Raw genomic sequence first — 21,778 nt, forward strand, 5'->3', positions numbered from 1 at the left:
GCGCCCTCAGGGCCGTTCACCGTTGCGGGCGCTGAAATCGGCGATGATGCCGATCGCGTTCTCGACATGGCGCGGGGCGAGATCGGGATAGAGCGGCAGGCACAGGATGCTTTTCGCAAAGCGACGGGCCACCGGCATATGCGCGCTGGCGGAAGGCAGGTCGCGATAGACCGAATGATCGCAGACCAGCGGCCAGAAATAGGGCCGCGCATGGATCCCCGCGGCCAGCAGGCGCGCGCAAAGTTCGTCCCGTCGCGCGGCCAGCCGACCGTCAAGCAGCAACGGATAATAGGAGTGGTTGAGCTGCCAATCGGCCTCCGGCTGAAACAGTGCGATGCCATCGATCGTTCGCAGGCCTGCCGTATACAGTCCGGCAATGTGGGCGCGGCGGGCGATCACCTCATCCGCGTATTTCAGCTGGAGCAAGCCGAATGCCGCCTGAAATTCGCTCATCTTGGCATTGGTGCCGATCGCGTCGACCGAATAGGCATCGGAAAAGCCGAAGTTGCGCAGCCGCGCGATGCGCGCCTTGGTGGCGGCATCGGCGCAGACGACGGCACCGCCTTCGAACGTGTTGAACACCTTGGTCGCATGAAAGCTGAGGCAGGCCGCATCCCCGGCGCGCAGCAGGCTTTCGCCGCCCCGGCGCACGTTGAAGGCGTGCGCGGCGTCATAGACCACCTTCAGCCCGTGGGCCTTCGCGATCTGGGCAATGCGATCGGTGCGGCACGGGTGGCCGAAGCAGTGGACCGGCAGGATCGCGCTGGTCCGCTCGGTAATCGCGCGCTCCACCATTTCGGGGTCTAGGTTCCCCGTCTTGGGGTCGATATCCACGAATACGGGCTGCAGATTGCGCGATTTCAACGCATGGGCGGTGGCCACGAAAGTGAAGGGCGTGGTGATGACCTCACCTGTCAGATCCAGCGCCTGCAGCGTCAGTTCCAGCGCGCTGGTGCCGTTCGACGTTAGCGCCACGTGCTCCACGCCCAGATAGGCGGCCAGCTCTTCCTCGAACTGCTGGTGATAGGGTCCAGCATTGGTCAGCCAGCGATTGGCCCAGATGCCCTCCAGATAGGGCAGGAATTCATCCAGCGGCGGCAGGAACGGCCGGGTGACCGGCGCGTCGTCCAGATCGATCGGCGGCGCGCGGCGCTTCTGTTTGGGCCGGGGCGCGCGGGCGACGGCGGGTGGTTCGACAAGCGTGTAGTCTTCGCTCGCAGGGCGGTCGTCACTCGTGCTTCGGTGCAATTCCATTGCCGCCCCCAACCATGAACGGAACATGGGGCAAGAGTATCGTGGGGCAAGAAGCCGGGGCAGTCTGCAATGCCAGTACAGATTTTCAAGGGGAGGGTTCTTTCGAGCGGATGCCTGCTCCTTCAACTGGCCCCTTCAACTGGCCCTGCGCAGGCATTCCGCGGTGTTTACCCGGGGAAACTCCGCACAATTCCACCGCGCCAAAGCACTGCCCTGACCGTTGGCATGGCGTACGAAAGTGAACGATATGGCATCCACCGCGCTTCCCGGAAGCGGCAATGCGGTGGCGCGGCGGGCCGGGTCCGTCCAACCGACGAAGCGGCAATCCGCCAGTCCGGCGCATTGCTGCTCTGCCAGACGCACGAAGCTGTCCGGATTTGCCCCGAGGGGGAGCGAGACGAGGAAGACGCCCTGTTCCTGCAGCGTGGGGGGCAATGGGGGCGCGGCCGGAGAAGCGTCGGCGGGGGCGCCGGAAATCGCCGCCAGATCTTGCCGGCCGGGATCGTCGCCGGAGGCGGGGGCGTGGGCGGGGGACAACTGCGCCAGCCGCGCGATCTGCGGCTCGCCGCCGGCATAGCGGCGGGTGAACGCAGCCGGCGAGCCCGTGGCGCCGCGCCAGCGGAAGAACAAGTGAGTCTTGACGATCGCCAGCTTGTCCATCGTGCGGTCCCACGGCGGGCTCACCCAATCGGTATGGTAATGGGTGGCCTGGCCCACGGTGGCCTCAACGCGGCCCAGCAGCATTTCCGCCGCCGTGCGACGCGCCTGTTGCCATGCCGCCGGGCTCGGCCTGCGGCGAACCAGCGAACCGTCGCAACTGAACGTGAACTGGCACCCGGTCTGCCGCTCCGCGCCTTCGAACACGACGCCGCAGATCGATGAAGGAAATGCGGAATGGCGCACGCGGTTCAGCACCACTTGCGCCACCGCGCGCTGGTCGGCCGGATCGCCCCCCGCCTCATAGAAGTCGGCGGCGGCAAGGCAGTCCAGCGCCCGTGCACGGTCGGCAAAGGAAGCGTCGAGATGGAACGGCTGGGCCGCGATCAACGCACCGCGCGCCAAGGGAGTGGCGGCATTGAAGGCACGGGCCAGTCGGGCCTGATCGTCCGTGCTCGACTGTGGGCGATAGGGGATACCCGGCGCGATCGCCGGCGTGACAGAAGGCGTAGCTGGCCTCATCGCCAGCCGCGCCGCAGGGGCGCCCGCGCCGGGGCCGAACAGGATCGCCGCGCCCAATAACAATGCGCCGTGCCATCCGCGATGACGTGGTGCCGCCACGGCAAGCCTCCCGTTGATCACGCAAAAGTTCGCATGGCGCGCGCGCGGGCGCATCCGGGCCTTGAGGTTCCTACAGTCCACTGGGTTAAGTTCATTGGCCCAAGCGCCCCAGCCAAAGTCCGGAGGTCAAAACGCATTGGAAGAATTCGCAATGACGTCCGGGCGGCGGCTCGATCATAGTGGCCGCTATGACCGAAATTGCAGGCACTCCCGAAGCCGCGCTGACATGGGATTCCACGTCCGCGCTCGTGCGCGAGGATGCCGTGCACGCAAGGCGGCCGCGCGGCGCCGGGAAAACGTTGGCGACGGAACAGCCGGCGGAAGCGGATACCCGGCTTCGGGTCGCCTATCTCACCAATGTCTATCCCAAGGTCAGCCACAGCTTCATTCGCACGGAGATCGCGGCTCTGGAACGGCAGGGCCTTGCCGTCAGCCGGTATACCGTGCGCCGATCGGACCAGCCGCTTCCCGGCGCGCAGGATCGGGAAGAGGCGGCCAGGACGGTGGGCCTGCTGGATCACGGCATGGCGCTGGCCGGCGCGGCGGCGGCCTGCTTCGTGACGCGGCCGCAGGCGGCGTGGCGCGCGCTGCGGCTTTCGTGGCAAGTCTGCGGGTCCGGCAATCGGCATCGTGCCGCGGCCTATTTTGCAGAGGCTGCACTGCTGGCGCGCCGACTGGAACGAGAGGGGATCCGGCATCTCCACGTCCATTTCGGCACCAATCCGGCGATGGTGGCGCGGCTTGCCGCGCGGCTCGCGCCGATAAGCTACAGCTTCACGGTTCACGGGCCGGATGAGTTCGATGCGCCGCAGGCGCTGGACCTACCCGGCAAGATTGCCGATGCCGCTTTCGTGGCCGGAGTCTCCAGCTTCGGACGCGGCCAGTTGATGCGGTGGTCCGATCCGGCGCACTGGGGCCGGATCCACGTGATCCGCTGCGCACCAGACCCAGTGTTCCTTGCCGATGGCGCCACTGTTGCCGGTGAGGGCAAGGCCACCCGGTTCCTCTGCGTGGCGCGATTGAGCGCCCAGAAGGGCCTGCCCCTGCTGATAGAGGCCATGGCGCGCATTGTCGGGCAGCGGTCGATCGCGCTGGATGTGATCGGCGACGGGGAGGACCGGGCCGCTATCGAAAGTCAGATAGAGCGTTTGGGCCTGCAGGGCAGGGTCAGATTGCTGGGCTGGGCCGGACCGGACGAAATTCGCCGCGCGTTGGCGCGATCGCATGTCTTCGTGCTGCCCAGCTTTGCCGAAGGCCTGCCTGTCGTGTTGATGGAGGCGATGGCATTGTGCCGCCCGGTGATCGCCACGGCCATCGCCGGTATTCCCGAACTGGTCGACGATGCGGTGGGCTGGCTGGTGCCTTCCGGATCCGTGGAAGGGATCGCCGCGGCGCTGGTCGCAGCATCCGATGCACCGCCGGAAGCGCGGAGGGCAATGGGCGAGCGCGGGCGGCAGCGCGTCCTCGAACGCCACGATCCCGATCGCATCGCGGCGGATCTGGCGGCGTTGCTGAAACCTTTGGCAATGCGTTCTTAATCTAGGGGCACGACCCGGGCCTTGAGCAGGGGCTGCCAGCCCTTTGCCGGGCGATCAGTTCGCGCGCCGGTCGAATGCGGTTATAGGGCTGCCGGTCATCCTGATTTTCTCCGCTACGCTAATCCAGAGAGGCGGAGCCGGGCTCATCGCGGTAGTAGTGGTAGCCATAGGTGTTCTGGCTGCGCGGCCGGGTGATCGAATTGTTGAGGATCGATCCGATGATCGGCGTCGGGTTCAGGGCGTTGATGACCTCTACGATGTCGCCCTTGCGACTGCGGGCCTCCTCAACGACAAGCAGCACGCCGTCGATCCCGCGTGAGATCAACACCAGATCGTCGCTGACCAGAGCCGGCGGGGTATCGAGGATGCAGATCGGCCCACTCGCGTCGGCGCGGAACTGCCGCAGGATCTGCGCCAACAATGGGGATGCCAGCAGCGGCTCCGCATTGACGCGGGCCCGCCGGACGCGGTGGACGGTGAGGTCGAAGCCTTCGATCGGCACGGCCGTGTCGGCCCATTCCGCTTCTCCGGACAGGTAATCGTCCACCCCCATCCTGTCGGTGGGCAGGCCGAACCGGGTGCCCAGTTGCGGTTGCCGCAGGTCCAGCTCGACCAGCACGGTCGGATGGATACGGCTCAGCGTTGCGGCAAGGTTCGCGGCGATATGGGTCTTGCCGTTGCCGGCCTGGGCAGAGGTGATCGCGAAGACGCGTTGGTGCGTGGCGACGGTATGGTGCAGCAGCGCCGCGCGCAGCATGAAGAATGGATGCACATCCTCATTCATGGAACCGAAGCCGACGATGTGGTTGTCGGCAAGCACTGCGGGATCGAGAATCCACGGTGCCGGAGTGAGCGCGGGAGCCGCAGCGGCCGCCGGCGTCGCCGAGGTTTCGGCGATCGGCGCCACGCCGGCCGTTTTCGGCTTCGCCCGCGATCGGGTTTTCGTCTTCGCGCCGGATACGGCGTTCGAGCGGGGTGAGGTGATGCCGGTATCGGCTTTCATCGGGCTACTCCTGCGGTATCCGGCTTGGCCGCAGCGCCCGCTGCGGGGCTTCCGCCGGACAGGGCGCTGCGCCATTGCTCGGGAAGGCGGCCCGCCAGCCAGCCGGGGAACCGCCGGTTCCGCAGCCACTCCGTCAAGCCGTTCAGTAGGGGGCTCAGCCGGCCCGCCTGTCGCCGCCCCGGCACCACGCCCAAGGTGGGAATCTGCGTCGTCCGCGCCAGCGTCTGCTCGCCGTGGATCGTGCCATTCGCGAATTCGTAGACGAAGATCAGGCAAAGCCCCAGACCGGCACCGCCGACCACCCCCATCATGAGCAGCAACAGCGGTTTGGCGCCCAGGGGCTCCAGCGGCAGGCTAGGCTGGTCCACGACGGTGAAACGCTCCCCTTTGTCCTCGGTCTGCAGGTTGGCGGCGACTTGCGCGTCCAGCTGCTTTTCGCGGAGCGAATCGTACTGGCGCTTGATGTTGTCGTACTCGCGCTCGATCATGTTCAGCTCATAGGCCGCCTCCGGCGCCTGCGCGGCGCGGCGGTCCATTTCGGCCATCGTGCGCACCAGTTCGGATCGGCGGCTGGCCAAGACGTCGATACGGTTGCGACCGGAGGCAATCTCGGTCTGCACCAAGGTGGATTGCGGGATCGGATTCGCGTTGACCAGCGCTCTTTGGCGTTCGACTTCGGCCTTGGCGGCAATCACATCCGGAAAAGTGTCCGAATGGGTGGACTGAAGCTGCGCCAGCCGGATTTCGGCGGTGCGCAGGCCTTCGGTGCCCGGGGGCGGACCTTGCGCCAGATCCTGCTGCCGCGACGCCAGCATCCCGTTCTGCTGAATGATGCCTTGCGTCTCGGAATCGGTGCGCGAGATTTCCGCCCGCAGCGCCGAACTGGATTGCGAGCTGAGCGCCACGTCGCTGGGCAGCGCGCCGGCATAGCGCGCCTCTACATCGCGGCGCTTGTCTTCGAGCGCGCTCAGCTGGCGGCGCAGCTCTTCCGACCGATGCTCGAGGAAAGAGGCGGTACCAGTGGCCTGCTCGGTGCGGAAACGCTTGTCTTCCACCAGGAACATCCGCGTCAGTTGCTCGGTCACGGCCTGCGCCTTGTGCGGATCGGGGTACTTGTAGGACAGGGTGAAAGCGATCGTGCTGCCGCCGTTGTGCCCATGGTTGGCGGCGACAAGGTCCACGCCGATATTGGCGCGCATGATCTCCATCAGCGTCGGTGCATCCACTTTCGCGCGTTCGGCGGGATAGAGGTCGTTGGCGCGGATCAGCCCGGCCAGGCTGTCGCGGCTGACGATCTGCTGGCGGATCTTGGCAATCCGCTCGTCCGCGATGTCGGTCAGCGGGGACGCGACCAGCGACGTCGGAATCTGCGGGGAATCGATCAGCAGCGTGGCTGCCGACTGATAGACCGGCTTGCGCATCGCGATGGCGACGCATGCTGCCAACAGTCCCAGTATCAGTGGCGCGATCAGCCAGCGCCATCGGCGCTGCAGCATGGCCAAAATCTCGCGGGGGTAGATGCCGAGCCCGTCGGGATCGGTCTTGGGCAGGACTGGAGGCTTCATAGACAGCGTCATTGGCGCGGCACCCCGATTGCAATGCCGATCTGGAACTGGGCGGAATCCACCGCCCGACCGGTCAGGTCCGTTCGGCGGTAATATTCGGGCCCGGCGAACAGCGAGACTTGCCCGTTGAGCCGGTAATCGTAGCGCAGGGCCAGCCGCATCGTGTCGATGTCATCGCTGGGCGCGGGCTGGGGCGATCGCCGGTAGTCGGCGCTGCCGGTCAGCGTGCCGCGTTCGCTCGTCCGCCAGTTCAGCGTGGCGCCCACGGCCGTTTCTCTTTGAATGCCACCATAGGAGCTGATCACCGGCTGGACCGAGGCCGTAACGCATACCGAGACCCGCCCCGGGTCATGGCAGAGCAGGGCATCGCCCGCGAACTGCACGCCGCCGCTCCGCCGCTCGCCAAGATCGTTGAGTTGCGAGGTGCGGGTGATGCCCAGTCCGATCCGCGCGCGCCAGCCATGGCCCATCCGCCGCTCAGCGGTAAGCTGGGCGGTCCAGGCATGAGGGTCGCCGCCCGCGCTTGAGCCGGAACTGGAACCGGAACGCGACCATGTCATCGTGCCAACTGCGCCCAGCGTGGTAACCGGATCGATCCGCCGCTGTGCATTCAGCGTCAGAGCAAGGGCAGAAGTCGATTGAAGCAAGGTAGAGCCGCGCGGGTCCAGCCGGGTCCAGCCCAGCGTGCCGCTGACTGTCGAAAGCGCATCGCTGTGCCAGGTGACTGTCTGCGCCAACTGGTAATTGTCCTGGAGGCTGAGCGGATCCACGGCGGAATCGATGCTGCTTTCCTGCGCAGTGGTCGGCAGCACGCGCTCGTAGGATGCCTCGCTCAGGAACGTGAGATATTCGTTATGCCGGTGATTCAGGGCCATGGCGGCGCGCCCGGTCAGGAAATTGCCGTATCTGCGGCTGTACTGCCGAAATGCCACCCCGCCGTCTGCGTCGAGGTCGGTGCCGGGCGCCAGTTGCCAGTCCGCATGTCCCTTCGCGGCAATCGCGATGGCCGCGGTAACGGCATCGTCATCGTCCACCAGGAACGGATTTCGGGCGGCCAGCGCGGTCACATCCACCTCGAAAGGCGCTTGATAGGACGGGAGCGGCGCCGGCTGGGACTGGGCGGCGGCGGAACCGGGGAGGAGCACCGCGAAGGCCAGCGCGAGGGCGGGAATGGCGGTGGGGGCATCTGCGGCAGAGCCCTGGATCGGTTCATGCTTGCGCCCCTCACGGAATGACGAGGACATCGCCGCTCGAGAGTGTCGGCAGGGGCTTGTCGAGACCACCGGCCTCCAGCGCGCGCTTCCCCTTGAGAAGCTTGTTGAGCGCAACCGGCTCGACCACTTCGCCATGCGGGGTCTGACGCAGGATCACCGCGTTCTTCACGTCGGCAAAGTCCGACGTTCCGCCAGCCATGCTGAGGGCCTGCAAGATGTTCGGAGAGGTGCCGCTGGTGAAGCTGCCGGGAGAGCGGACCTTGCCGACCACATAGAAACGCATCCCCGTCGCCTCCCTCACCGAAACGGTGACGTCGGGCACGGTGCCGCGATAATTGAGGGAAATGCGCTCGCGAATTTCGCTGGCGATGTCGGATACGTTGCGGCCGCTGGCGCGGATGGTTCCGGCCAGCGGGAAAGCGAATGTGCCGTCCGGCTGGACCAGCACCGCGCGTTGCATGCGATCCTCGCCCCAGACGAAAACGTCCAGTTCGTCGCCCGCGTTCACGGTGTAGCGCGGACCGGCCAGTCCGGTGAGCGGCGGGGGGACGGCGGCGCCCATCGCGGCCGCATCGGCCACTGTGCCTGCCTGCTGGGCCATGATGGGGGAGGTAAGGCACGAGGCTGCAAGGAACGGTGCGATCAACGCGATCCGGGCCGTTCTTCGCGGTCTCCTGCCCAGCCCGTGCGAAATACGCTGTCGGTACGGAAACGGGTCGCTTGCATCGCGCACTTGAGCCTCCCTGATGCAGAACCGGTTCAAGAGCCGCGAAAGCCTGTCCCCGATCCTGCCGGAAAGCATAACGATTTGGGAAAAACGGTGAAATCGTTCGAAGAAGGTGCCGTCTTCCCCCCTCGGAGAAATCGCAAGGAGCCTGCGATATACCTGCCGTCCGGATGGAAAAGCGGCGTGTGGATGGGAGCGGCGGCGGTCCCCGATCCACGGATTTGGTCCCGATTTTTGTGGAGGACTTCTCCGAAGCAATTTCCTGTAGGCGCTATGCGGTGCGCAGTTGGGCGAGCAGATCGTACGGCGCGCGCGCGGCATAGTGCGCGTGGGAGGTCGAGCGCGACCATGTACAGCATGCAGCAGGACTTCGAGGCACCCGTCATTCCAGCACTGGGGCCGGCATTGGGCACGAAGTTGGGCCCGAAGCTCAGCATTACCCCACTACCGGCACCGACTGCACGCGATACGGTGGAATTCCTCGAACTGGCCTTCACTCCGATCGACATGGAAACCGCGCTGGACGCGATTGTGCGGCGGGCGCCCTCGGCACCCTTCACGTATGTGGTGACGCCCAATGTCGATCATGTCGTGCGCCTGCAATATCGCCGTTCCGACTTGTGGCCCGCCTATCGCGGTGCGTGGATGACGCTGTGCGACAGCCGCATCCTGGCGCGGCTGGCACGTACGGTGGGCCGGGATCTGCCGGTCGTGCCGGGCAGCGACCTGACCGCCGCCCTGTTCGAACGCGGGATCGCGGCGGAGGGATCGGTGGCGATCCTGGGCGGCAGCAGCGCCAAGGTGGAGGAAATCACGCGGCGCTTCGGCCTGACCGACGTGCGCCATTACAATCCGCCGATGGGTTTCGTACGCGATCCGCGTGAACTGGCGCGGGCGGTCCGCTTCCTGGTGGAAGCCAAGGCCCGCTACAGCTTCCTGGCCGTGGGATCGCCCCAGCAGGAGATCGTCGCGCGGCGCGTCGCCAAGGCGCGGGGCGCAAGCGGCATCGGATTCTGCGTGGGGGCCAGCCTTGAATTCCTGACCGGCGAACAACAACGCGCGCCCGTGGTGATCCAGCACATGGCGCTCGAATGGCTCTATCGGCTCTGTTCCGATCCGCACCGGTTGTGGCGGCGCTATCTGGTGGAAGGGCCGCAGATCTTCAGCATCCACCGGGCGTGGCGCCGCAACGCCCCCCCCATGGCGGCCAGCGTGATGCAGATGCCGGTCCAGGGCATCGCCGGAGGAAACCCGTCCTGAAACGTCGGATCCTGTTTTCGTCGGCGCTTGTGGTTGCCGTCGCCGGAGCCGCGCTGTCGATGCACCTCTGCGCGGCAGGGCGCGAAACTGTCCGAGCCAGCGCACCCGCTCCGGCACTCGCTCCGGCGCCGGCGCCGGAGCGGGGAAGGCGGCCGATGGTGCTGGGCGTCAATCTCTATGGCTTGCAGACGTTCATTCGCCAGCCGGTCTTCGCCAATCTGCTGGCACAGGCCGAATGGATGTCCTCGCGCGGGTCAAGCTGGACCCTGTTGCCCGCAGAACAGATCGACGCATCGGGATGGGTGCGTTTCCTCCGGCCCGATGAGACCGCGCCGCATATGCTGATGCTGCCGGCCGCTCCTTTCCGCCCGATCACGGTGCGCTGCAGCTTCGCGGGCAAGGGCGAACTGGGCGCGGGCGGGGCAGCGAGAATCACCGCGCGCGACGCGCAGGGCATGACCCTGGCGCTTGCCCCCACGGGCAATGAGGAAGAGGTGGCGTGGATCGAATTGCTCCGCACCGATCCGGACGATCCCATCCGCAACATTGACTGTCGCAAGGAGGGTGTGTCCCCCAAGGCGAGGTTCGATCCGGAATTCCTCTCGTTCCTTTCCGGTTTCAAGGTCATCCGTTTTCTGGACTGGCAGCCTGTCAACGGCAATCCGGAAGTCGACTGGGCGACACGGCCCAAACCGTCGTCCGCATCGCAGGCGGGACCGGCAGGCGCTTCCATCGAGGATATGGTGGACCTGGCCAATCGGGTCGGCGCCGACCCATGGTTCGTGATGCCTTACAATGCCGATGCCGAATACTTGCGCAATTTCGCGCGGCTGGTGCATGGCCGGCTCGATCCCGGCCGCACCGTCTACGTGGAATTCGGTAATGAGGTGTGGAACGGCATGTTCGAGGCCACCCACCAGGCGGAGCGGGAGGGGATGGCGCTGGGCCTTGGCCAGGGCAATCCGTTCGCCGCGCGGGCCGAGCGTTATTCCGAACGCATGGTGGAAACGATGAAGATCTGGTCGGCGGTCTATGCAGACCGGCCGCAGGCGTTGGTGCGCGTCTGTTCGGCCCAGAACGGCAATCCGGAGATGGTGCGCATCGAGCTGAGCCATCGCGATGCGGCCCGGTGGGTCGATGCGGTGGCCGCGGCGCCCTATATCGGTTTCGATCTTGCCGGTTTTGCCGCTACCCCGCAGGATGTAGACCGGATCTTCGCGGGCCTGCCCAACGCGATCGACCATGCTTACGCGCTGGCTGACGCCAATCGGGCAGTCGCCGCGCAATTCGGCAAGCGCTTCGTGACATACGAAGGCGGTCAGCACCTCGTTACCGACGATCTGGCGCTGGCCCGCGCCGTCCAGCGCGATCCGCGCATGGGCGCGATCTATGCCCGCTACATCGAAGGCTGGCAGCAGCGCTTCGGGGACACCTTGATGCTCTATGCCGCCACCGCGCCCATTGCCGGCTTCGGTTCGTGGGGGCTGCGCGAATATGCCGGACAGCCGGTGGCCGATGCGCCGAAACTGGCGGCCGTGCGCCGCTTTTTGCGAGAATAGAGATGATCGAAGCGCGATCCGGCCCCGCCAGGCCGGGCGAACTGAACCTCCGGCCATTGCTGGCCTGCGTGGCTGCACTGGCGGTACCGGGGCTTGTCGCGGGCGTCTGGGTTTCCAGCCACATGGCCGTCTATGCGGCGCTGGTCGGCATGTCCGGCGTCGCCCTCTTCGTATGTTCGCTGCGGCGTGAGTTTCGGCAGGACATGATGATCCGTGCGATGCTCGGCGCCCTTCTGGCGCCGATCGTCGCCTGGACCCTGCCGAACCTTCTGCTGCTGTTTTTCGTCATGTGCTTCTGGGTTCCGGTGATGGCGGGCCGGCGGGACCGGATCGCCGGCGTCTACCTGTTCTGCCTCCTGCTGTTGCCGGGGCTGGACGTTCCCATCGAGATCGGTCAGCTGAAACTGATCCCCTTCGGCGTGCAGGATGCGTTGGCGCTGGGCAGCGTCATTGCGATCGCCCGCAATCCGGTTCGCCACCCCGGAAGGTTCGTGGCAGACCGCTGGGTGCTGGCGCTGATCGTGTTGTTCACGCTGGCTTTCGGACGCGATACGAGCGCCACCAACATGCTGCGCACCGGCTGCAGCGTGGTGCTGCACCTGGGCTTTCCGTACTACGTACTGAGCCGGGGCATTGCGAACGCGGCGGAGCTTCGCACCACGATCCGCTGGTTCGCTTGCGGCGGCATGGCGCTGGCCGCTTTCATGATTTTCGAGGCGGCGCGGGCCTGGAGCCTCTACAACGAACTTTACGAGCATTACGGCGTGCCGAGCATGTTCTACCTGAAGGTGCGCGGCGGCATCGTGCGCGCGGCGGGGCCGTTCATGGAATCGACCTCGGCCGCGCTGGTGCTGGCGGTGTGCATGGCGGGGCTGTGGCTGCTCCGGGACGATTTCCGATCGCGCCTGCGGCATTACCTGCTTCTGGCCATACTGTTCCTGGGCACGTCGGTGCCGCAATCGCGCGGGGCCTGGATGGGCGTCGTGATCGGCTGGCTGTTGATCGACATCTATCGCCGCGATTACGCCTCGTTGACAAGGCGGTGCATGGTGATTGCGGTGCTGGCCGCGTTCGTTCTGGTGCTGGCCGGCGTGTCATCGACCTTTGCGAATGCGGTGGGGTTTTCTGCCGGATCGGCGGACACTGCCGAATATCGCAAGATGCTGTTCCAACGCGGCACGGCGCAGATCATGCTTCGTCCCTTCACGGGATACTCGATGGGCCAGCTGGACATCGTCTTGGGGGACTTGCGCCAGGGAGAGGGGATCATCGACTACGTGAACAGCTTTATCTGGGTGGCGCTGGTATCGGGCATCGGCGGGCTGGCGCTATTCGTCGGCAGTTTCGCGGCCCCGATGCTCCATGCCTGGACGCGCTGCCGGACCTGGACCGTGGGGCAGGGGCGCGATGGACAGGAAAGCGATGCGGGCGCGTTCGTGTTCGCCTCGCTGGCGATGCTGATCGTGATGTTCGCCTTCACTTCGTTCGGTGCGCGCCCGGCCAGCATCACTTTCGCCCTTTTCGGTTTCGGCTGCGCGCTGCGCGGTATCGAGATTCGCAGCCGAACGGTGCGTGAAATCGAACCGCTGCGCGCATCGCTCGCGCATGTCGCGCCGGAAGCCGTTCTCGCGCGTTGAAGGTTTTCAAAATGGCCGAGGCGGCGCGTCAGCCCAGCAGGCGGATGACGACCACGTCGACCAACAGCCCCGCCGCCATGCCCACCGGGGCGACCATCAGGATCAAAAGTTCCTGCCGCAGATCCAGCAGATCGAATGTGCTCAGCCGTTGCCAGCGCAGCAGCAGCGCGGGCACTTCCATCAGGCCCACCGCCACGATCAGCCCGAACGCGCCATAGGTCAGAAAGCCGATGCCGCCGGCGACGACCAGCCACACCAGCTTGGCCGTATTCGCCTCAAGAAACGCGCGCGCGTTGCCCACTGCGGTAAGCGTTTCGTGCGCCGCATAGGACGATAGAGCCAGCAGCGACGATATGCCCAGGATTTGCAGGTAGACGGCCGCCTCCGCATAGCGCGCGGTGTACAGGAACCGCACGATGGCGGGCGCGGCGCCGATGATGCCGCCGCTGGCGAAGACGTAGAGCAAGGCAGGCAGTCGCCGCCGGGCATAGAACCGGGCCTTGAGATCCGCCTGCCCTTCGCGCCACATTTGCGCATAGGCCGGATAGAGCACGCGCGTGTTATAGGCAGCCGCGAAGCCAAGCGGTGCGGATGCGAGGTTGCCGGCCAGCACGTAGAAGCCGAAATCGTCCAGCGGCATGATCTTGGCCAGAACCAGCTTGTCGCATTGCGAGATGATCAGGAAGATGATGCTGGAACCCGTGACGTAGCGGGCAAAGGACCACAGTTCGCGCAGGGTTTCACCGTCCAGGCGCAACTTGCGGAAGGCATTGTCGAACGCGGCATAACTCAGGACCATCCTGAACGCGCCGTTCGTCAGCATTCCGACCAGGATCGCCCAGTAACTGCGCCAGAAATAGGCCAGCACGGCGCTCACCGCGATCTGCACCACTTGTGCGGCAATATCGATGATCGACAGCTTGAGCACCATGCGCTGGCGCAGTGCGGTCAGCAGGGAGGTGGACGAAAGTCCGTCGAACAGGAACGTCAGGCTGGAGGCGGCGATTACCGGCGTCAGTTCCGGCTTTTCCAATAGCATCGCCAGCGGCTGGGCCAAGGCGACCAGTGTCAGCCCCAGGAAGATCGATCGCACCAGTGCGGCCGTCCACACGGTATCCAGGAAGCGCGGATCGTCCCCGTCCTTGTGGCGCACCACGAAGGGCTGAAACCCCAGGTCCGTTGCCAGCGTGACGGTGAACTGGATCGATCCGATGATGCCGGAAATGCCGAAAACCTCCGGCACCAGCAGCCGTGTCAGAATCATCCCGCTGACGGCGCGCAGCAGGTTGTTCAGAATGACGGATACGACCACCACATTGGTATCGCGCAGGACCAGCGCCCGGGCGCGCGATATCAGCGATGGCTTTGGCGGCGAGCCGGCTTCCGCAGTATTGGGAAACGGCATCAGGCGGCGACCCGGGGGCACTCTTCGCCTGGTGAGCCTGCTTCGAAGGGCACGCGCAACTCTCCGTCCGAACCTCGTGCGAAAACTCTATGGGGCGCCATGGCGGCTGTCGATCATGAGAACTTCCAAGGGAGTTTCAGGTCTGCCGCGGCCCATCCATTGCGATCTATTCTGAAGCATAAGGTGCTGCGCGGGGGTGCCCCGTGCGCAGGCCGTGGCGGCAAGCTGGGAGGCGGTGCGACGATGGCTGTTGCGGAAATGGGCTGGATTTTCCTGAAGCGATGATCCTTGCGCTCGCCTGGACGCTTGCCGTTCCGGTGGCCTTGCCGGCCCTGGTGCTTGCGCTGGAATGCGCTGTAGGTGCCGGTCGCTCCGCGCAGGGCCACCAGACGGAGGAAGCGGATAGCCGCCCCTGCATCGTGCTCATGCCCGCGCATGACGAGGCGAGCGGGATCGCAGCCGTGGTTGCAGAGGTGCTGGCGCAGTTGCGCGCGCAGGACGAACTGGTGGTGGTGGCGGACAATTGCACCGACGATAGCGCCGCCATTGCCCGCTCGTTGGGGGCAACGGTCATCGAGCGGGTGGATCCGGCGCGGCGCGGCAAGGGACATGCGCTGGAATTCGGCCGCGCTTTCATCGACAGCCAGCGGGCAGGGCATGCATTCGCGACCGTCATCGTCATCGACGCTGATTGTCTGCCGCTGCCGGGCGCCATTCCCGCGCTGGCTGCAGCATCGGTGCGCCGCGATGCGGTTGTGCAGGGGGCCTATCTGATGACGCCGCCGGCCGATGCGGAGGCGGTGGTGCGCGTGTCCTGCCTTGCCTTCCTGATCAAGAATCTGGTCCGCCAACTGGCGCTGGATCGATTGGCCGGCGCGGCCCTGTTGCAGGGTTCCGGTATGGCCTTCCCGCGCGCGGTCTTTGCCGGGATGCGCTGGTCCGCCGCCTCGCTGGTGGAAGACCTGGACATGGGCATGGACTTGTTGCTTGCCGGTCGGCACGTGCGGTTCGAAGGCTCGGCCGGATTTGTCAGCGCCGCCAGTTCCGCAAGAGGCACTGCCGGGCAGCGCCGCCGGTGGGAACATGGCATGCTCCAGAGCGCCATCCGTTTCGCACCGCGCCTGATCGTGGCCGGCCTTGCCGGGCGTCCCCGCCGTGCCTTCGTTGCGCTGGATCTGCTGGTGCCGCCCACCGTGCTGCTGGTCGCGGTGCTTGCCGGCGCTGTGGGGCTTTCGCTGGCGGCCGTTGGTCTTGCCGGCCCGACCCTGCTGCTGCTGAGTGCCACACTGGCGCTGACCATCGCCCTTGCCGCCGCGTGGTGGCGGCATGGCCGCGCGGTTCTGCCGGTCGCCAGCTTGGGCCGGATACCGGGCTACATTCTGTGGAAGCTGCCGCTGCTGGCGCAATTCGTAACCCGGCGTGAGCGCAACTGGATAAGGACGGAGCGGCAGCCATGATCGGTGGGACGCACGACGAGGTCGGTTTCGTCATTATCGGCCGTAATGAGGGGGACCGGCTGGAACTGGCCATCGCCAGCGTGCAGCGTCAGGCCACCCGCGCGGTCTATGTCGATTCCGGATCGGTAGACGGCAGCGTGAGGCGGGCCGCAGACCGCGGCTTGCCGGTAGTGGAACTCGATCCCGCCACTCCCTTCACGGCCGCCCGCGCGCGCAATGCCGGGCTGGACTGGCTGGTGCGCCGATATCCCGATCTGGAGTTCGTTCACTTCATCGATGGCGATTGCGAACTGGTACCCGGGTGGCTCGACCATGCTCTGGCCGCGCTGCGCGGCGATGGCGATCTTGCCGCCGTATGCGGCCGCAGGCGGGAACGCGATCCCCACGCCAGCCCTTACAACCAGCTTTGCGACAATGAGTGGAACACGCCGGTCGGCCTCGTGTCGTCGTGCGGCGGAGATGCGCTGTTCCGCGTTGCGCCGCTGCGTGCGGTGGGCGGATATCGGGAGGATCTGATCGCCGGTGAGGAGCCCGAGCTGTGCTGCCGCATCCGCCGCAACGGGTGGAAGATCAGGCGGCTCGATGCCGAAATGACGATCCACGACGCGGCGATGATGCGCTTTTCGCAGTGGTGGCAGCGCAACCGCCGCAGTGGCTATGCCATGGCGGAAGGGTTGGCGCTGCGGGGCGCATACGATCCCCGGTTGCGGCATAAAGTGATCAGCAATCTGATCTGGGCCCTGCCGCCCATGTGGCTTCTCTGGCCGGTGTTGTGGACGCGGGTGTGCCTGCGCAGCGGCCCGCTGGACGCCAGCTTCATCACGCTGGGCAAGCTGCCGCACCTTCAGGGTCAGTCCGATTATTGGTGGCGCCGCCGCCGCGCCAAGGCAGAGCGGCCCCGCACCACGGGGTTGATCGAATACAAGTGACCGTGCCTTGCCGGTCCAATCGGTAACAGGGCCGATCGATAACGGGGCCAGTCACCAACCTGGCGGCGGATTTCGCGCCCATTTCATCTTGGCCGATGCCGCCGCCAATTTGGCCTGCGGGTACCCCCACCATGAAATTCCGGACTGAGTTGATGAAATGGCCGTTCCGTGACGGAGCCGATAGGCTGTTTGGACAAGGAGGAAGTCCATGGGTGGGACGACTGACGTGACTATCGATCCTCTTGTTGCAGCTTCCAGTATCGAACCCGGCAGTAGTGATCGCGCGCAAATGCGCACGATACTTGTCGGCAACGAGACGCTTCTTGCCGAATGCGGGGAATTGCTGCGGGCGAATGGCCATGCGATCGTTGCAGTGCTGGCATCGCCTTCCTCTCCGGCGGCGGCCTGGGCGCGGCGCGCCGGGATTCCGCTGTTCTCTCGCCAACGCGACTTGCTGGCAGGCGGGACCGGTTCGGTCGACTGGCTGTTCAGCATTTCCAACCTTTCGGTGCTTCCCGGCGAAGTTCTGGCGCTGGCGGCGCGCGGCGCGGTCAATTTCCATGATGGTCCTCTGCCGGATCGGGCCGGCCTGAACACGCCGGTTTGGGCGCTGCTGGACAATGCAGCGGCTCACGGCGTGACCTGGCACCTGATGACGCGCGAGGTCGATCGCGGCGCGGTGCTGGCGGCGGAAACTTTCTCGATTGCCGAGGGGGAAACCGCGCTTTCGCTCAATACGCGTTGTTTCGAGGCCGGGTTGCGCAGCTTTGCAACGATCGTGGCCGATCTGCAGGGCGCGGTGGCCACGGCCGTTCCGCAGGAGCAACCGCCCCTGCGGATGTTCGGCCGGGCAGATCGCCCGGCCGCTGCCGCAACGATCGACTGGACGCGCCCGGCTGCAGAAATCGCGCGGCTGGTAGGGGCGCTGGACTATGGCGCCTATGCCAACCCGATGGGCGCCCCGAAGGCGCTGCTGGGCGACCGGCTGGTACTGGTGAGGGGAGCAACCGTTCTCGACAGTTATTCGGGGGGGCATTCGGGCGCGCTGCCGGGTACGATCCTGCATTCCGGCCCTGCACCCATCGTTGCGACGGGTCATGGCGATATTCGGATCGAGGGGCTGGCCGATCTCGACGGCGCGCCGCTGGATGCGCTGGAAGCGGGCGTGTTCGACACCCTTGGTGCGGACCGGCGCGCCAGCCTTGAGACGCTGGATGCGGCCGCCGGTCGGTTCGAGGCGTGGTGGCGCCGCCGTCTGGCCCAGCGTGAAAGCCTGCAACTCCCCGCTTTTCGCCCGCCTTCGCCAGAGAGCGGACCGGTCTGGACCTCGCTCGACATGCCGTTGCCGGAAGGGTGCGGGGCGATGGCGGCATTGACCGCGATGATCGCCTGCCTTGCCCGCTGCGCAGACCGGGACAGCGTGGAAATCGGCTATGGCGATGAAGTGGGGCGCTCGCGGCTGGAGGATGTCGCCCCGTGGTTTGCCGGGGAAGTGCCGTTCAAGGTCGGGGTGGATTTCGATGCGCCGCTGGCGGTTCTGCGCGAGACGGTGGAACGCGAAATCGCCGACCTGCATCGCCATGTCGCCGTGGCCCGCGATCTGATCGCGCGCAGCCCGGAATTGCGGGGCGGTGCGGGTTTCGCTCATCCCGTCAGCGTGGATCTGGTCGACAGCCTTGCCGATGCGGAACCGTCCAAGGGCACTGTGCTGGCCATCGCGATCTGCGCAGCATCCGCAACATGGCGCTGGACTTTCGATGCCACCCGCGTCCTGCCGGACGAGGTGGACGATCTGCGCGGCGCTTTCGAAGCGATGCAGTCCGCCGCTGCCGTTTCGCCCGAACTGCCGGTGGGCCGTCTGCCGCTGCTGACCGAAGCCGAACGCGATCGCGTGATCGTGCAATGGAACGCGACCGAGGCGCCCCCGCTGCCCCTGACGACGTGGTATGAGGGCTTCGCCGCGCAGGCAGCCCGCACGCCCGAGCGGACGGCGGTGACCGCGTGCGGCGCTGCGCTTTCCTATGCGGCGCTGGACGCGCTTTCCAACCGCATCGCCCATGCCCTGATCGCGCGCGGCGTCGGGCCGGATGTGCTGGTGGGGCTGCACCTTTCCCGTTCGGTGGAGATGCTGGCCTGCCTGATCGGCATTCACAAGGCGGGCGGTGCCTACGTTCCGCTCGATCCTGCCTATCCGCGCGACCGGCTTGCCCACATGGTCGCGGATTCGGGCATGACGCTGATCCTTACCGAAGCGGCGCTGGTGGGCGATCTGGTCACCGGCGATGCCGAGGTGGTGCGGATAGAGGATCTGCGCGCCGGGCTTGCCGCGTTTCCGGACAGCCCGGTCGAGCGCCGGTCCGGCGGCGATCACCTTGCCTACATGATCTACACATCGGGCTCTACTGGGTTGCCGAAGGGCGTGATGGTGGAGCATCGCAACCTGCTGAACTTCTTCGCAGGCATGGATGCCAAGCTGGAGCATGACGGCACCTGGCTGGCCGTCACCAGCCTCAGCTTCGACATCTCGGTTCTGGAGCTGCTCTGGCCGCTGATGCACGGTTATCATGTGGTGATCGCCAATGAGCGCGAAGTGCGCGGCGATATCAGGCCGGCGGCTGCACAGCGCCACGTAGGCTTCAGCCTGTTCTACTTCGCCAGTTCCAGCGCGGGCAGCGCGGCGGAGCAGTACCGTCTGCTGCTGGAAGGTGCGCGCTTTGCCGACGCCCACGGGTTCGAGGCGGTGTGGACGCCGGAACGGCACTTCCATGCTTTCGGCGGGCCCTATCCCAATCCCTCGGTAGCTGCCGCTGCCATCGCCGCCAGCACCACGCGGGTGCAGATCCGCGCGGGCAGCGTGGTGGGCACGCTGCACCACCCGCTGCGCATTGCCGAGGAATGGGCGCTGGTGGACAACCTTTCGGGCGGCCGCGTGGGCATTGCCTTCGCGTCCGGCTGGCAGCCGGACGACTTCGTGTTCAACCCGGCCGCCTTCGCCGACAAGGCCGGCACCTTGCGCCGCTGCATGGATGATGTGCGCGGGCTCTGGCGCGGGGAGGCGCGGTCCTACCCCGGCCCGCTGGGCAACGATGTGGAAATCCGTACTTATCCGCGCCCCGTTCAGCCCGAACTGCCGGTATGGATCACCTCGGCCGGCAACGTGGCGACCTTCATCGAGGCCGGCCGCGTGGGCGCCAATGTGCTGACCCACCTGCTGGGCCAGTCGATCGAGGACGTGGCCGAAAAGCTGGCCGCCTATCGCGCCGCGTGGCGTGAGGCAGGGCATCCCGGCGATGGCCATGCCACGCTGATGCTGCACACGTTCCTGGGCGAGGACGAGGCCACCGTGCGCGAGATCGTGCGCGAGCCGCTGATGGAATACCTGCGCACGGCCACCAACCTGCTGCACCAGTATGCCTGGTCCTTCCCGGCCTTCAAACGGCCGGGCGGCGAAGTGGAGGCGATCAGCCTGGACACGCTGAGCGCGGAAGAGACCGACGCGCTGCTGGAACATGCGTTCGATCGCTATTTCGAAACCAGCGGCCTGTTCGGCACGCCTGAGGACAATCTGGAGCTTATCGCCCGGCTCTCCGCAGTTGGCGTGAATGAAGTGGGCTGCCTGATCGATTTCGGCGTGGCGGTGGATACCGTGATCGGCCACCTGCCGGTGCTGGACCGGCTGCGCGCGCGTGTGCAGGAGGGGCAGGGCGGTCAGGATGCGGCGGACACCTCGCTGCACGAACTCATGGCGCGCCACGGGGTTACGCATCTCCAGTGCACGCCCTCGCTGCTGCAGGTGCTGGCCGGCGATCCCGCTGCACGCCCAGCGCTGGCCGCACTGCGCCGGCTGATGGTGGGCGGAGAGGCATTCCCGCCGCAACTGGCGCAGGACATGGCCGGGCTGGTCCACGGCCGCGTCATGAACATGTACGGGCCGACGGAGACGACGGTGTGGTCCGCCGTCCACGTTCTGGATCCGGGCGAAGCCGCCCCGCCGCTCGGCCGACCGCTGGCCAACCAGCAGATCTACATTCTCGACCGCCGGCAGCAGCCGGTCCGGCCCGGAACGCCCGGCGAACTGGTGATCGGCGGCGCCGGCGTCGTGCGCGGATACCATGCGCGGCCCGAGCTGACCGCAGAGCGCTTCGTCTCGCACCCCTTTACGGCCGGAGAGCGGGCTTACCGCACCGGCGACCTTGCCCGCCAGCGCAGCGACGGCACGCTGGAGTTCCTTGGCCGGTTGGACCATCAGGTAAAGATACGCGGCTATCGCATCGAACTGGGTGAGATCGAGACCGCGCTGACCGCGCATCCTGCCGTCGCCGAGGCGGTCGTCGTGGCCCGCCGGGACGGCGCGGCGACGCGGCTGGTGGGCTATCTCTCGCTCCGCGATGCCCCCGTGCAGGTGGACGTGCTGCGCGAACATCTGCGCGCCGGCCTGCCTGAATTCATGGTGCCCGGCACGCTCGTGGTGCTGGACGCACTGCCCCGCACGCCGAACGGCAAGATCGACCGCCACGCGCTGCCCGATCCGGCAACGGTGGCCCCCGCCGTCCCGCAGACCGACACCGGCGCAGAGGCAAGCGCTGCGGAAGCCACGCCGCTGACGGAGATCGAAGCGCAGATCACCGCCGTCTGGTGCGATCTGCTGAAAGTGCCGCATGTCGGCCGCGGAGAGAACTTCTTCGACATCGGCGGCCATTCGCTGCTGGCCATTCAGGCGCATCGCCGCCTTGCCGCCATCGCGCCGCGTCCGCTGGCGCTGACCGACGTATTTCGTTTTCCCACCATCGCCGCCCTGGGCGCGCACCTTTCCGCCGGAGAGGCAAGCGATCCATCCGCGCCGCGCGAGATGAACGAGCGCGCGCTGGCCCGCCGTTCCGCGCTGATGCGGCGCGGCGCGGTGCGGGCAGGTCCGCGCGTGGGCACGCCAATCGGATCGGGGTTCTGAGATC

The 21,778-nt window shown here is 66.5% G+C and carries 14 protein-coding genes; 7 read left to right on the forward strand and 7 right to left on the reverse strand.

The window, feature by feature from the left end; translation table 11 throughout:
* Window positions 1-6: 6 nt before the first annotated feature.
* Complete coding sequence (locus ACZ1JC_RS00860) at window positions 7-1,254, reverse strand: DegT/DnrJ/EryC1/StrS family aminotransferase (RefSeq protein ID WP_465139791.1); 1,248 nt, start codon at window positions 1,252-1,254, stop codon at window positions 7-9.
* A 135-nt stretch (window positions 1,255-1,389) separates the two neighbouring features.
* On the reverse strand, window positions 1,390-2,532 hold the full coding sequence (locus tag ACZ1JC_RS00865) for a cell wall hydrolase (protein WP_465139790.1): 1,143 nt from the start codon (window positions 2,530-2,532) through the stop codon (window positions 1,390-1,392).
* Window positions 2,533-2,720: 188 nt separating this feature from the next.
* On the opposite strand from ACZ1JC_RS00865, the gene ACZ1JC_RS00870 reads away from it, so the two are divergent.
* Window positions 2,721-4,070 carry a glycosyltransferase gene (locus tag ACZ1JC_RS00870; RefSeq protein WP_465139789.1) on the forward strand — a complete coding sequence of 450 codons (1,350 nt, stop codon included), beginning with the start codon at window positions 2,721-2,723 and terminating at the stop codon, window positions 4,068-4,070.
* A gap of 118 nt (window positions 4,071-4,188) precedes the next feature.
* Here ACZ1JC_RS00870 and ACZ1JC_RS00875 read toward each other — a convergent pair whose 3' ends face one another.
* The 4 genes from ACZ1JC_RS00875 to ACZ1JC_RS00890 are packed head-to-tail and all read right to left on the reverse strand — an operon-like array spanning window position 4,189 to window position 8,498.
* The gene (locus ACZ1JC_RS00875) at window positions 4,189-5,073 is read right to left on the reverse strand and encodes a CpsD/CapB family tyrosine-protein kinase (RefSeq protein ID WP_465139788.1); all 885 of its coding nucleotides are present in this window, start codon (window positions 5,071-5,073) and stop codon (window positions 4,189-4,191) included.
* Window positions 5,070-6,638: a GumC family protein gene (locus ACZ1JC_RS00880; RefSeq protein WP_465139787.1), complete on the reverse strand. Its 1,569-nt coding sequence runs from the start codon at window positions 6,636-6,638 to the stop codon at window positions 5,070-5,072. Before ACZ1JC_RS00880 ends, ACZ1JC_RS00875 begins: the two co-directional genes overlap by 4 nt.
* A gap of 8 nt (window positions 6,639-6,646) precedes the next feature.
* Window positions 6,647-7,882 (reverse strand): hypothetical protein, encoded by a 1,236-nt coding sequence (locus tag ACZ1JC_RS00885; protein WP_465139786.1) that lies wholly within the window; start codon window positions 7,880-7,882, stop codon window positions 6,647-6,649.
* Window positions 7,863-8,498 carry a polysaccharide biosynthesis/export family protein gene (locus ACZ1JC_RS00890; protein ID WP_465139785.1) on the reverse strand — a complete coding sequence of 212 codons (636 nt, stop codon included), beginning with the start codon at window positions 8,496-8,498 and terminating at the stop codon, window positions 7,863-7,865. The genes ACZ1JC_RS00885 and ACZ1JC_RS00890 overlap by 20 nt, the downstream gene beginning before the upstream one ends.
* A 429-nt stretch (window positions 8,499-8,927) precedes the next feature.
* Between ACZ1JC_RS00890 and ACZ1JC_RS00895 the strand changes: the two genes are divergently transcribed.
* The 3 genes from ACZ1JC_RS00895 (at window position 8,928) to ACZ1JC_RS00905 (ending at window position 13,035) form a co-directional block, all read left to right on the forward strand.
* A complete protein-coding gene (locus tag ACZ1JC_RS00895) occupies window positions 8,928-9,839 on the forward strand; it encodes a WecB/TagA/CpsF family glycosyltransferase (protein WP_465139784.1) in 912 nt (303 codons plus the stop codon).
* 155 nt (window positions 9,840-9,994) lie between these two features.
* Window positions 9,995-11,398: a hypothetical protein gene (locus ACZ1JC_RS00900; RefSeq protein ID WP_465139783.1), complete on the forward strand. Its 1,404-nt coding sequence runs from the start codon at window positions 9,995-9,997 to the stop codon at window positions 11,396-11,398.
* 2 nt (window positions 11,399-11,400) lie between these two features.
* Window positions 11,401-13,035, forward strand: a complete 1,635-nt coding sequence (locus ACZ1JC_RS00905; protein ID WP_465139782.1) for an O-antigen ligase family protein — start codon at window positions 11,401-11,403, stop codon at window positions 13,033-13,035.
* 28 nt (window positions 13,036-13,063) lie between these two features.
* On the opposite strand, the gene ACZ1JC_RS00910 is transcribed toward ACZ1JC_RS00905, so the two are convergent.
* Window positions 13,064-14,440, reverse strand: a complete 1,377-nt coding sequence (locus tag ACZ1JC_RS00910) for an oligosaccharide flippase family protein (RefSeq protein ID WP_465139781.1) — start codon at window positions 14,438-14,440, stop codon at window positions 13,064-13,066.
* Between the two features lie 281 nt (window positions 14,441-14,721).
* Between ACZ1JC_RS00910 and ACZ1JC_RS00915 the strand changes: the two genes are divergently transcribed.
* From ACZ1JC_RS00915 to ACZ1JC_RS00925, 3 genes are all read left to right on the forward strand, one after another.
* Complete coding sequence (locus tag ACZ1JC_RS00915) at window positions 14,722-15,897, forward strand: glycosyltransferase family 2 protein (protein ID WP_465139780.1); 1,176 nt, start codon at window positions 14,722-14,724, stop codon at window positions 15,895-15,897.
* Entirely contained in the window at window positions 15,894-16,826 is a 933-nt protein-coding gene (locus ACZ1JC_RS00920; RefSeq protein ID WP_465139779.1) for a glycosyltransferase family 2 protein, read from the forward strand. The genes ACZ1JC_RS00915 and ACZ1JC_RS00920 overlap by 4 nt, the downstream gene beginning before the upstream one ends.
* A gap of 208 nt (window positions 16,827-17,034) precedes the next feature.
* Window positions 17,035-21,774, forward strand: coding sequence for a MupA/Atu3671 family FMN-dependent luciferase-like monooxygenase (locus tag ACZ1JC_RS00925; RefSeq protein WP_465148482.1), 4,740 nt, complete (start codon window positions 17,035-17,037; stop codon window positions 21,772-21,774).
* Window positions 21,775-21,778: the final 4 nt, after the last annotated feature.

It is taken from the genome of Sphingomonas sp. BL-S-28 (genome assembly GCF_055521515.1).

Excerpts from the sequence above, each read along its gene's own strand:
- ACZ1JC_RS00860 (WP_465139791.1), bottom strand. The coding sequence starts at position 1,254 with ATGGAATTGCACCGAAGCACGAGTGACGACCGCCCTGCGAGCGAAGAC.
- ACZ1JC_RS00870 (WP_465139789.1), top strand. The coding sequence starts at position 2,721 with ATGACCGAAATTGCAGGCACTCCCGAAGCCGCGCTGACATGGGATTCC.
- ACZ1JC_RS00875 (WP_465139788.1), bottom strand. The coding sequence starts at position 5,073 with ATGAAAGCCGATACCGGCATCACCTCACCCCGCTCGAACGCCGTATCC.
- ACZ1JC_RS00880 (WP_465139787.1), bottom strand. The coding sequence starts at position 6,638 with ATGAAGCCTCCAGTCCTGCCCAAGACCGATCCCGACGGGCTCGGCATC.
- ACZ1JC_RS00885 (WP_465139786.1), bottom strand. The coding sequence starts at position 7,882 with ATGTCCTCGTCATTCCGTGAGGGGCGCAAGCATGAACCGATCCAGGGC.
- ACZ1JC_RS00895 (WP_465139784.1), top strand. The coding sequence starts at position 8,928 with ATGTACAGCATGCAGCAGGACTTCGAGGCACCCGTCATTCCAGCACTG.
- ACZ1JC_RS00900 (WP_465139783.1), top strand. The coding sequence starts at position 9,995 with ATGGTGCTGGGCGTCAATCTCTATGGCTTGCAGACGTTCATTCGCCAG.
- ACZ1JC_RS00905 (WP_465139782.1), top strand. The coding sequence starts at position 11,401 with ATGATCGAAGCGCGATCCGGCCCCGCCAGGCCGGGCGAACTGAACCTC.
- ACZ1JC_RS00910 (WP_465139781.1), bottom strand. The coding sequence starts at position 14,440 with ATGCCGTTTCCCAATACTGCGGAAGCCGGCTCGCCGCCAAAGCCATCG.
- ACZ1JC_RS00915 (WP_465139780.1), top strand. The coding sequence starts at position 14,722 with ATGATCCTTGCGCTCGCCTGGACGCTTGCCGTTCCGGTGGCCTTGCCG.
- ACZ1JC_RS00920 (WP_465139779.1), top strand. The coding sequence starts at position 15,894 with ATGATCGGTGGGACGCACGACGAGGTCGGTTTCGTCATTATCGGCCGT.
- ACZ1JC_RS00925 (WP_465148482.1), top strand. The coding sequence starts at position 17,035 with ATGGGTGGGACGACTGACGTGACTATCGATCCTCTTGTTGCAGCTTCC.